8 protein-coding genes are annotated in these 11912 nt (G+C 34.8%); 5 read left to right on the plus strand and 3 right to left on the minus strand.

Going from position 1 to position 11912, the window contains the following annotated elements; all coding sequences use genetic code 11:
- Positions 1–8: 8 nt before the first annotated feature.
- Positions 9–1934, plus strand: coding sequence for a sialate O-acetylesterase (locus ABS764_RS15550; protein ID WP_408082715.1), 1926 nt, complete (start codon positions 9–11; stop codon positions 1932–1934).
- A 47-nt stretch (positions 1935–1981) separates the two neighbouring features.
- On the opposite strand, the gene ABS764_RS15555 is transcribed toward ABS764_RS15550, so the two are convergent.
- Positions 1982–3013 (minus strand): LacI family DNA-binding transcriptional regulator, encoded by a 1032-nt coding sequence (locus ABS764_RS15555; RefSeq protein WP_408082716.1) that lies wholly within the window; start codon positions 3011–3013, stop codon positions 1982–1984.
- 272 nt (positions 3014–3285) lie between these two features.
- The gene (locus ABS764_RS15560; protein WP_408082717.1) at positions 3286–4272 is read right to left on the minus strand and encodes an SDR family NAD(P)-dependent oxidoreductase; all 987 of its coding nucleotides are present in this window, start codon (positions 4270–4272) and stop codon (positions 3286–3288) included.
- Positions 4273–4585: 313 nt separating this feature from the next.
- Between ABS764_RS15560 and ABS764_RS15565 the strand changes: the two genes are divergently transcribed.
- Both ABS764_RS15565 and ABS764_RS15570 read left to right on the plus strand, forming a co-directional pair.
- Positions 4586–4969, plus strand: a complete 384-nt coding sequence (locus tag ABS764_RS15565; RefSeq protein WP_408082718.1) for a response regulator — start codon at positions 4586–4588, stop codon at positions 4967–4969.
- 10 nt (positions 4970–4979) lie between these two features.
- Positions 4980–7499, plus strand: coding sequence for an ATP-binding protein (locus ABS764_RS15570; protein ID WP_408082719.1), 2520 nt, complete (start codon positions 4980–4982; stop codon positions 7497–7499).
- Positions 7500–7562: 63 nt separating this feature from the next.
- On the opposite strand, the gene mnmE is transcribed toward ABS764_RS15570, so the two are convergent.
- Positions 7563–8966, minus strand: a complete 1404-nt coding sequence (mnmE, locus tag ABS764_RS15575; protein ID WP_408082720.1) for a tRNA uridine-5-carboxymethylaminomethyl(34) synthesis GTPase MnmE — start codon at positions 8964–8966, stop codon at positions 7563–7565.
- 147 nt (positions 8967–9113) lie between these two features.
- Between mnmE and ABS764_RS15580 the strand changes: the two genes are divergently transcribed.
- A complete protein-coding gene (locus ABS764_RS15580) occupies positions 9114–9947 on the plus strand; it encodes a universal stress protein (protein WP_408082721.1) in 834 nt (277 codons plus the stop codon).
- An 87-nt stretch (positions 9948–10034) separates the two neighbouring features.
- Positions 10035–11807 (plus strand): MutS-related protein, encoded by a 1773-nt coding sequence (locus ABS764_RS15585; protein WP_408082722.1) that lies wholly within the window; start codon positions 10035–10037, stop codon positions 11805–11807.
- Positions 11808–11912: the final 105 nt, after the last annotated feature.

Genomic DNA, 11912 nt, shown 5'->3' on the forward strand with positions numbered 1-11912 from the left:
GTAACGCAATGAAAACAATCAAAAATTTATTTATAGCTTTATTTTTTGTGCAGGTGGGTTCCTTGGTTGCTCAAATTAGATTACCAAAATTGATAAGTGATGGTGTTGTTTTGCAAAGAAATGAAAAAGTAAAAATTTGGGGTTGGGCTGCGCCAAATGAATCCATTCAATTAGAATTTAAAGCTAAAACATATACTGCTAAAGCAAATGCAGAAGGGAATTGGAATATTGTACTTCCTGCCCAAAAAGCAGGTGGACCTTATGAAATGGTTTTTAAGGCAACTAATGAAATCAAAGTAAAAGATATTTTGTTTGGTGATGTTTGGATTTGTTCAGGGCAATCTAATATGGAGTTGCCAATGGAACGTCTAAAAGAAAAATATGGTGCCGTAATTAAGAATGCTAAAAATTCTAATATTAGACAATTCTTAGTGCTTGATAAATATGATTTTAGCCAAGAACAAACCGATTTAGATGCGGGGGAATGGGTTTCAGCAGATCCAAAAACGGTGCTTGAATTTTCTGGAGTTGCTTATTTTTTTGCTAAAGCAATATATGAAAAAGAGCAAATTCCTATTGGTTTGATCAATTCAGCTTTAGGTGGTTCTCCTATAGAATCCTGGTTGAGTGAAGATGCCTTAAAGGCTTTTCCGGAAGCGTATCAGGAAAGTCAAAAATTTAAAAATAAAGAGTTAATCAAAGAGATTGAGTCTGGTGACAAAAAAAGAAATGATGACTGGTATAATTTATTGAATAAAACCGATTTGGGTTTGGGAAATCACTGGGATTTAGCGGGAACTTATGATAAAGATTGGGATATGATGCAAATACCAGCCTATTGGGCTGATTCTTCATTAGGAAATGTAAATGGAGTAGTCTGGTTTCGCAAAGAAATTGAGGTTCCAAAAGCTATGGTTGGTAAGCCAGCTAAATTATTCATGGGACGTATAGTAGATCAGGATTTTGTTTATGTAAATGATCAATTAATTGGAACAACAAGTTATCAATATCCTCCTCGAAGATATGATGTCAATGCTGATGTATTGAAAGAAGGAAAAAATACTATTTCGATTAGAGTAATCAATAATTCAGGCAGAGGTGGTTTTGTAGAAGACAAGCCTTATTTTCTGGCTGTAGGTAATGATACCATTGATTTAAAAGGGACTTGGAAATATAAATTAGGAGCTACAATGAAACCTTTGCAAGGGCCAACATTTATTCGTTGGAAACCCGAGGGATTGTTTAATGCGATGATAGCACCTTTGACTAATTTAAAAATTAAAGGAGTGTTGTGGTACCAAGGAGAATCAAATGCGGGAAATCCAAAAATGTATGCTAAAGCATTGCCTGCTTTAATTCAGGATTGGAGAAAAAAATGGGGGCAAGGAAACTTTCCTTTTTTATATGTTCAATTGCCTAATTATATGGAAACTTATGCCGAACCAAGAGAAAGCAATTGGGCTGTTTTAAGACAAGCACAGCTTGAATCTTTAAGTGTTCCTAATACGGCTATGGCTGTTGCTATCGATTTGGGGGAATGGAATGATATTCATCCTTTAAACAAAGAAGACGTTGGAAACCGTTTGGCATTGTTGGCTCGTAAAATAGCTTATGGAGAAAAGAGTTTAAATGCCGAAAGTCCGATGCCCTTACAATCTGTGTTTGAAAAAGATAAAGTGATTATTACTTTTAAAAATATTGGCGGTGGATTGATTGCTAAAAATGGAACAGAATTAAAATCTTTTGCGATTTCCAATGATGGTAAACACTTTGTTTGGGCAAATGCTAAGATAATTGGAGATAAAGTGGAAGTTTGGAATGATAAAATAAGCAATCCCACTGTAGTCCGATATGCTTGGGATAATAATCCGGATGAAGCTAACTTATATTCTAAAGATGGTTTACCTTCGACTCCTTTTGAAGTAAAAAAGTAAATAAAAAACTCATTGATAATCCAATTTGTCAATGAGTTTTTTTTCAATTATTTTCTTTTAGAAGATTCTCTTATTAGTACTTCGGTATTTAAAAAAGTAATTTCTTTAACATCTTCTTTTTTAGGAGATTTTATGTTTTTTAAAATAATTTCGGCCGAAATTTGTCCCATTTTAGCTGCGGGATGTGTAATTGTAGACAAATTAGGATCAATAATTTCTGAAATAGGATCATTATTGAAACCAATAATTGCAATATCTTCCGGAACTCTCATTCCTTTTTTCTTGGCACTTTGTATAGCACTTACCGCCATAATATCTCCTGAAGCAAAAATTCCGTCAGGGGGAGTTTTTAAGCTCAGTAGTTTATTACTTGCTTTTACACCTTCGGTGTAGGTAACCGTCTGAAGGTCTACAATGAGTTCTTTACTTTCAGATAAATTATGTTTTTTAAGTGCGTCTAAATAACCCCGCATTCTTTCGGTATATAAATTTCCAAATTTAGATCCTGCCGTGAGATGCCCAATTCGGGTGCATCCTTGCTCTATAAGATGTTCTGTAGCTTTAAAACCTGCAGCATAATTGTCAATGATTACCCTAAATGTATTAAATTCTTTTGGAACCCTGTCCACAAAGACTAAAGGTATATTATTGCTTACAAATTGTTGAAAATGAGAAGTGTCAGTTGTTTTCATTGCTAATGAACAAATTACACCACTAACTCTGCTCCCGTATAATGATTTTGCCATACTGACTTCTGCCTCATAGGAGTCATTGGATTGCATAATAATAACATTATAACCTGACTTTTGTGCGGTTATTTCTATACCACTAATTAACGAAGATAAGAAAGGTTGTGTTACAGTAGGAATTAATACGCCTATTGTTTTTGTTTTGTTACCGCGTAATCCTGCTGCTAAAGTATTAGGAACATATCCCATTTCTTCAGCAGTTTTTTTTACTTTTTTTATAGTTTTTTCACTAATTGAATGGTGGTCTTTTAAGGCTCTCGATATAGTGGATGTTGCTAAATTTAACTTGCTTGCTATATCGTAGATAGTAATGTCTTTATTTTCTTCCATAAAAATTAGTGTATGAATTGCAAATGTACATATTTTAAAGTTTAGTTGTAATGCTTATAGTTTAGTTGTAATAACAAAATATAAACTCATTTTCAATCTGTTGCCTAAATTAGGAATAAAGTTTAATTGAGCAAAAAAGCTAACAAAAATTGTTATGGTAAATTTAACAAAAACAGTGGCAGAACAAAAAATCAGCAATAGCAAGGTTGCTTCCGGTAATATTTTACAATGCGGAAACCTTTGGGTTATGATTGCTTCATTACGTATTTGTTCTAACTGGTCTTTCTGCCCATTAACAGTAAGGCAACACCAATACCAATTCCTGTAAATAAAGCCAGACCGAGTTTATGAGTTGTTTTTGACGGCGGATTTCCGTACACCCGTAAAGGCTCTTTAGAATTTGTTATTATATTTCCGGGGTCATTTTCTTTGTTTTTATTCAGTTTCATTTTCATTCGCAGTGCTGCAGATGCTGAATTCATAATAAGTTTTGGAAATAATTTATAAGTCTTTGTCAGAGCGGCGGCTCTTAAATCAGGAAAACTGTCTTTTTTGGGATGTTTTGCTAAATCTACCATTGCAGCTGCGGTATCACGTGGGTCTGAAGCAATAAAAGGGATGGAGATATCAAAACCGGAATATTTGGCTGAATGTAAATTACCGGTAGAGTTTTGTAACTGCGGATACAGATTACAGATATGGATATGCTTTCGGTTTGATATTTCTCCTTGCAGGCATTCCATCATTCCTCTGATTCCATATTTAGTAGCGGAATACACAGCACTGTATGGCGCAGGCATAAATCCTCCAATGGATACATTATTAATTAAAATGCCTTCGTTTTGCTTTTTAAATATTTTGAGTGCAATATAAGCTCCGTGCATATAGCCAAACAAATTAGTTTTAATGAGCTGTTGGTGAATTTCCAACGGGATTTCTTCAAATTTTCCACTTGCCATTACGCCGGCATTATTTACCCATATGTCAATTTTTCCACCCATTGAAAGCGCTTCTTCAACTACTTTTTCAACATCCTTGGCAACAGACATATCAGCATATACACCCACCGCAAGAACATTTAATGTTTGACAGTATGCTACTACATCATCTATTCCTTTTTTACCTCTTGCTACTGCTATTATATTGCATCCCTGAGCGGCAAAAGCTTCTGCAGCTGCACGACCAACACCACTACTGGCACCTGTAATGACAACGTTTTTTCCTTTGAGACTGTTATTTGTGTTTTTTATATCTTCCATAATATTAACTGTTTATAGTTTAGATGTATTAAATTACTAAAATATTTTTTGGTGTGTATCCATTTAAGAAAACTTTAATTATAAACAATCGTCTTTATTTAAAAAGAAGTAAAAAATAAATAAACTAAATCTTCGATGATGAACTTAGTTGCTTTAAAAAGTTTGCTAATGGCGTAGTTTAAAACCGTTATTTTTTAATTTCCACAGAGACCTAAAAAATAAATTTTATTAAAAACAGTATAAAAAATCATTCAGTTATTAAATAATTATATGCTTATAGCTTAGATTTACTGTTTTTTTATATTTTTATAAAATGGAATTTAGAAACTTACTTTTGATTGATGATGATACTGATGATCAGGAAATATTTATCAGTGCCATCGAAATTATATCATCTGAGATGATATGTACAGCTATGACAGACGCAAGTGCTGCTTTAGAAAAATTACTGACTAGTGAACTACAACCTGATGTTATATTTGTAGATTTAAATATGCCTATTATGAACGGACAGGAATTTGTTTCCAGGCTTAAAAAAGTTGAGCAATTCCAGTCGGTGCCAGTAATCATATTTTCAACTTCGGCAAGTCCGGAAACTATTGCAAATACTAAGGAATTAGGAGCTGCTGATTTTATAACGAAGCCTAATAGTTTTAATGACCTGGTAAAAATTCTTTCATCATTATTCACTAATTAAATAACTGGTCTTGGGTAAAAAAAAATATGAAGACTTTCTCAGTGGAGGAGGAGAAATGGGAGCATTGATACGCGATTTTGACTGGGAAAATTCTCCTTTAGGAAGCCCGGATAAGTGGCCTTTGAGTCTGCATATTACTTTGGCTACCATTCTTCATTCAGCCTTTCCCATGTTTTTGTTTTGGGATGAAGATCATTTTTGCTTTTATAATGATGCTTACAGACCAAGTCTGGGTCAGGCAGGGAAGCATCCTATGATTGGAAAAAAAGGAAAGGAATCCTGGACCGAAACCTGGGAATTTATAGGACCTCTTATAGAAAAAGTAAAAGCTACGGGAGAATCCTTTAAATATGAGGATATGTTAGTACCTATTTACAGAAACGGTTCGCTCGAAGATGTGTACTGGACATTCACTTACAGTCCCGCTTATGGAGACCTTGGCGAAATAAGAGGGGTGATTGTAACCTGTATGGAAACTACAGAAAAAATGACCACATTTAATATCATTTCTGCTGCTAATGAAAAGCTTCGGCAAAATGAAAATCTTCTTCAGCAAAGCAGAGACCAGTTACAATTTGCTATTGATGCAGCAGAATTAGGAACCTGGGAACTGGATCCAGTGACGAATAAATTCAGAGGTAATTCCAGACTAAAGGAATGGTTTGGGTTACAATCTGATGAAGAAGTACAATTATCTTCAGGCATACAGGTTATTGCTGAAAAAGACAGAAAAAGAGTCAGTGATGCCATATCATATGCGTTATCTTATGAATCCGGTGGAAATTATGATATTGAATATACCATTGAAAATCCGGTAAGCGGGAAGGAAATTATTGTAAAAGCGAAAGGGAAAGCAATATTTAATGCTGAAAAGCTGCCTTATGCGTTTAATGGTACTCTTGAAGATATCACAGAACAAACTAATATTAAGCAGCAACTGGAATTAGAAGCAGCTGAACAGAAAATAGCCAAGCAGAAACTGGAAGAAGCTGAATTATTTTCAAGAGATATATTTGAAAATTCTCCGGTAGCTAAATTAGTGCTTTTAGGCCCTGAAATGAAAATTGACAGAATTAATGAGTATATGCTTGAAATTCTTGGTCGGGATCGTTCGGTTGTTGGTTTGCCGTTTTACACAGCAATACCGGAACTAATGTCAACAGAGCATAAAAATCGTTTAGAAAAAGTATACAACAGTGGCGAAACCTTTTATCAGCTTGAAGAAGAGATTACAATATTACGTTCTGGCGTACCTTATACCGGATACTATAATTATGCTTACAAAGCACTTTCACTATCAGGCGCTATTTACGGTATAATAGTTACGGCAACTGAAGTTAGCAGGCAGGTAGAATCCAGACGCATCATTGAAGCAAAAGAGAAAGAACTTAGGGATTTAATTACAGCTGCACCCATAGGAATATGTGTGGTGAGCGGTGATCCTGTATGGGCAGAGGAAATAAATGACCGCTTTTTGTTAATATCCGGAAAAACAAGAGAGCAGTATGCTACTAAACCTTATTGGGAAGTCTTAAAGGAAGTGGAGGCTATTTTTAAACCCGAACTCGATAAAGTGTTTCAGACAGGAGAAAAATATTCAACAGAAGAACATGAAATGCTTCTTATTCGCGACGGAATAGAAGAAAATATTTACCTGACTTTTGATTATATACCGCTTAAAAATAAAGAAGGAATTACCATTAAGGTTATTATTTTAGTTGTTGAGGTCACACATCAGGTTGAGACACGCAGAAAAATTGAACTGGCAGTGGAAGAACGCACAAAAGAACTGGCAGAAATGAATTATAGCTTAATGCGTTCGAATGCTGAACTGGAGCAGTTTGCCTATATAGCTTCTCATGATTTGCAGGAACCTGTTCGTAAAATCAGTACTTTTCTTGAAATGCTGCACCATAGTCTGGGCGATATAAGCGAAAAATCAGAAGGCTATTTTAAAAAGATACTGAATTCTACCAACCGCATGACCCAATTAATACGTGATGTACTGGCTTATTCCAAGGTATCAGAGAATAACGATGCTTTTGTCGAAGTAAATCTTAACTCAATTATAGAAACGATAAAAACCGACTTCGAGCTACCCATAGCAAGTAAAGGGGCTATAATTAAAACTAAAAATTTGCCAGTCATTGAAGGAATTCCATCACAGTTGGTACAACTTTTTAGTAACTTACTGTCCAATTCCCTGAAATTTGCCAAACCGGATATCACACCGATTATACAAATTTCAGCAGTTGTAGCCGGAAAAAAGATAATCGAAAAATATCCTGAACTTACTCATAAAGAATACTATCATTTACAGTTTAAAGACAATGGTATTGGTTTTGATCAGGATTATGCAGACAGAATTTTTAAGATTTTCCAACGACTCCATAATAAGATGGATTATGAAGGTACCGGTATCGGATTATCCATTTGTCGCAAAATTGTACAGACTCATAAAGGACATATTTCGGCAAGTTCCAGTGAAGACGGAGGTGCTACTTTTCATATTTTGTTTCCCAAATACTGAAAACCAACCGACTGGACACATTTCAAAATTAGATCGTTTAGTATCATAATATTTTGATTTCGTCTACTTCCCGATACAGAAATTTGCAAAAATATTCCCAAGTAACTCATCGTTAGTCACCTGCCCGGTAATCATTCCGAAGTGGTATAAGGCTTCGCGAATATCTAATGCCATCAGATCACTGGAAAGATTGGTTTCAAGACCAAATCTTACTTTCTGGATTTCATCCAAGGCTTTTAAAAGCGAATCATAGTGACGGGTGTTAGTCACAATTGTTTCGTTGTTGCGTAAAGCTCCGGTGTTGACAAAAGATAGGAGTTGGTTTTTGAGTTCGTCAATTCCTACTTTGTTTTTGGCAGAAATAAATTGAAGTTGTGTGTTATGTGTTGTGAGTTGTGTTTCAATTAACTTAATTTTTTCTTCTGAAAGTAAATCCATTTTATTGATAACAATCAAAAGTGGTTTTAAGGGAAATTGGTTTTTAACTTTTTCAATCTCAATTTTTAGTGCTTCCAAACTCACAACGGACAACTCATAACTGTCAACTAAATATAAAACCACCTGAGCCTGTTCGATTTTTTCGAAAGTTTTTTTGATTCCGATGCTTTCTACTACGTCTTGAGTTTCACGAATTCCGGCCGTATCGATGAAACGGAATCCGATTCCGCCAATGACTAATTCGTCTTCGATAGTATCACGTGTTGTTCCGGCAATGTCCGAAACAATGGCACGTTCTTCGTTCAATAAAGCGTTTAAAAGTGTTGATTTCCCAACGTTTGGTTCGCCTACGATGGCTACAGGAATTCCGTTTTTGATGACGTTCCCAATAGCAAAGGAGTCAATCAGTCGTTTTAAAACAAATTCAATGCGGTTAATCAGTTCGTTAAACTGAGTTCTATCGGCAAATTCGACATCTTCTTCAGCAAAATCCAGTTCGAGTTCGATTAAAGAAGCAAAATTCAATAGTTCTTCACGCAGTTTGGCAATTTCATTCGAAAATCCGCCGCGCATTTGCTGCATTGCAATTTGATGCGAAGCTTCATTATCAGATGAAATTAAATCGGCAACCGCTTCGGCTTGCGATAAATCCAGTTTTCCGTTTAAGAAAGCTCTAAGTGTAAACTCCCCTGCATCGGCCATGCGACAGCCTTTTCGAAGGAGTAACTGAATAATCTGCTGCTGGATATAAGTAGAACCGTGACAGGAAATTTCAACGGTATTTTCGCCCGTATAAGAATTAGGCCCTTTGAATATAGAAACCAATACCTGATCCAGTGTTTTGGAGCCGTCAATAATATGCCCCAGATGCAGGGTATGGGATTTTTGCTTTGTTAAATCTTTGTTTTTGATGGATTTAAATACCGAATTGGCAATTACAATCGCATCCTGACCTGAAATACGAATAATTGCTATGGCGCCGGAACCGGAAGCTGTGGCCAGTGCTACTATAGAATCGTTGTTTAGCATTTTCTTAATTATTGGCTGTAAAGGTACTAAATCTACTGAAGTATTGTGGAAAGCCTGAATATAAAACCACAATTTTTTGGAAACTAAAGCGTTAAAATCGTATCTTTAATTCAGTTACCGAATGTTTAATTTTAAAAGCTGTTTAAAATGAAACGTATTTTATTTCCTACCGATTTTTCTGAAGCGGCAACGAACGCATTTGTACATGCTTTAGAATTTGCTAATAGTGTTGACGGTGAGCTGGTATTATTACATGCCTTTGATTTGCCTGTTTTTGACAATCAGTATTTTCCCGAAAATTACATGATCATTTACGAATCAGTAGAATTGAGTCAGTTTGAAATGTTTAAGGATGAATTACCTAAACTTAGAGATATTGCCCAAAAACGCAATTTAGATGCTGTTAAAATGACACACCGCCTAATGGATGGGAGTTTATTATACAATATTGAAAAAACAATTGCAGAAGACCAAATCGATTATATTATTATGGGAACCGAAGGAGCATCAGGCTGGTCTAAATTGTTTCTGGGAACCCACACGACCGATGTTATTTCGGATGTCTCCATTCCGGTGCTGAGTATTCCTCTGAAAGCACATTATAAATCGGTTAAAAATATTGCTTTTACTACCCGTTACCGACCTAAAGATAAAGCTGCGTTGAGAGAAGTTATAGCAATTGCTAAAAAAATGAAGGCAAAAGTCAGACTGGTGTATGTCAAAACCAGTTATTCGGATGTGAAAAAAGAAACAATGAAAGAATGGGAAACTGAATTTGCCGGTGAACCCGTAGAATTTAGCGTTATTTACAGTGATGATGTAAAAGAAAGTATCACCGATTTTATTTTGTTTAAACAAATTTCAATTTTAGCGATGCTTACCTACAAACGAAACTTTTTTGAAAGTTTATTCCACCATAGTCTCACCCAGGATTATGCTTCAGAATTGGATATTCCTATTTTAGCCATTCCCATTAAATGAATTTTAGCTGTTGATTTTGCAGATTAAATTTAAAATATGCCAATTTGAGCTTTAGCTCCTTTATATTTGTATTTCATTTGATACATTATGGATATTTATAAGTCTAAAGTTGATTTTTTTACTGGCGAATTAAGCAAAATTAATACAAGATATAACACTGTTAGTGTGCTACGGCTTTCCAGCATTGTGCTGTTGCTGTTTGCTTTATATTATTATTTTCAAAATCAGGAAATTACTTTATTGCTTGCAGCGGTGCTGTGTTTTACAGCCTTTGTTGTTTTGATGCGAATGCATTCGAAATTACAGTTCAAGCGAAAAATCACTCAGGCATTATTCAGCATCAATCAGGACGAGATTCATTTTCTGGAAAGAAAAACAATTCCATTTGAAAATGGCGAAGAATTTCAGGATTTTCAGCATCCGTATGCGTATGATTTGGATATTTTTGGGAATCATTCTTTGTTTCAGCATCTTAACAGAAGTGCCACATTTATTGGAAAAAAAACACTCGCTAAAGATTTATTACATATAGCAGGCAATCATGATATTCTGGATAATCAACAGGCAGTAAAGGAACTGACTCAAAAATTAGACTGGCGTCAGGAGTTTTTGGCTTTCGCCAAAGTAACTAATGACAGCGAATCCAGTTATAAGACATTATTGCAGTGGAGTACTTTCAATAGTGAGTCTTTGCCTAAATGGCTGGTGTTTTTTTCCTATGTAAGTCCGTTGTTTTTTGTTGTAATTTTTCTAAGTTATTTATTTACTTCTAATCTTTTTTTACTGAGTTGTTTGTCGTATTTGTTTGTTTTGAATTTGATGGTTCTGGGGCGGTTTTTTAAACGAATTCAATTAGAAATTGCTAATTCAGATAATATTGATAAATTAATTGGACAATATGGTCTATTGCTGGAGAAAATAGAAACAGAGCAATTTGTATCTAAAAGTCTTTTGGATTTACAGCAAAAACTAAAATTCAAAACTGAAAATGCCAGTGTTCATTTGAAAAAATTATCCGAATTATTTTCCAGAAATGATGCTATTGCCAATTTATTTACGGCTACTTTATTTAATGGAACTTTCTTGTTTAATATCCATGTTTTAAAAGCATTATTACAATGGAAAAAGGAACATGCAGCAGCTCTGGAAGATTGGTTAATTGTAATTGGCGAATTCGAGAAATTAAATAGTTTAGCTAATTTCTCTTATAATAATCCTGATTACGTCTTCCCGGAATTGAATACTGATTATAAAATTAATTTTTCTGATCTCAGCCATCCACTGTTAAATCCGGAAACCAGAGTAGGGAATGAGGTGGCTTTTCATCCGCAGTCGTTTATGATTTTAACCGGCTCTAATATGTCCGGAAAAAGTACGTTTTTGCGCAGTTTAGGAGTAAATATGGTTTTAGCGGGTATAGGTTCAGTGGTGTGCGCCAGTGCAGCTCATGTGTATCCTTTACCGGTTTTAGTATCCATGAGACTTTCAGATTCTTTATCAGATAGCGAATCTTACTTTTTTGCCGAAATCAAACGCTTGAAGCAAATTATGGATGCTTTAGAACAACAGCCGGCATTTGTTTTACTGGACGAAATTTTAAGAGGAACAAATTCGGATGATAAACGAAACGGAACCATCGAAGTACTGAAAAAAGTAATTGCTAAAAAAGCCATTGGTGCCATTGCGACGCATGATATTGAAGTTTGTCTAACTACTAATGATTATCCCGAAATTTTAAGTAATAATTGTTTTGAAGTGGAAATACAAGACAACGAACTGCATTTTGATTACAGACTAAGAGAAGGTGTTTGCCGCAATAAAAGTGCTACTTTCTTAATGAAAAAAATGGGAGTTATTTAAATTTCAGCCACGAATTCACGAATGTTTTTTTAACACTTATGTATTTGGGATTAAATTTCTCCAATCAGACTTTTGATAAATATGATTTATAAAAATTTATTCTTA

Source organism: Flavobacterium plantiphilum (assembly GCF_046000495.1).
Taxonomy (GTDB): domain Bacteria; phylum Bacteroidota; class Bacteroidia; order Flavobacteriales; family Flavobacteriaceae; genus Flavobacterium; species Flavobacterium plantiphilum.

Excerpts from the sequence above, each read along its gene's own strand:
- ABS764_RS15550 (WP_408082715.1), top strand. The coding sequence starts at position 9 with ATGAAAACAATCAAAAATTTATTTATAGCTTTATTTTTTGTGCAGGTG.
- ABS764_RS15555 (WP_408082716.1), bottom strand. The coding sequence starts at position 3,013 with ATGGAAGAAAATAAAGACATTACTATCTACGATATAGCAAGCAAGTTA.
- ABS764_RS15560 (WP_408082717.1), bottom strand. The coding sequence starts at position 4,272 with ATGGAAGATATAAAAAACACAAATAACAGTCTCAAAGGAAAAAACGTT.
- ABS764_RS15565 (WP_408082718.1), top strand. The coding sequence starts at position 4,586 with ATGGAATTTAGAAACTTACTTTTGATTGATGATGATACTGATGATCAG.
- mnmE (WP_408082720.1), bottom strand. The coding sequence starts at position 8,966 with ATGCTAAACAACGATTCTATAGTAGCACTGGCCACAGCTTCCGGTTCC.
- ABS764_RS15580 (WP_408082721.1), top strand. The coding sequence starts at position 9,114 with ATGAAACGTATTTTATTTCCTACCGATTTTTCTGAAGCGGCAACGAAC.
- ABS764_RS15585 (WP_408082722.1), top strand. The coding sequence starts at position 10,035 with ATGGATATTTATAAGTCTAAAGTTGATTTTTTTACTGGCGAATTAAGC.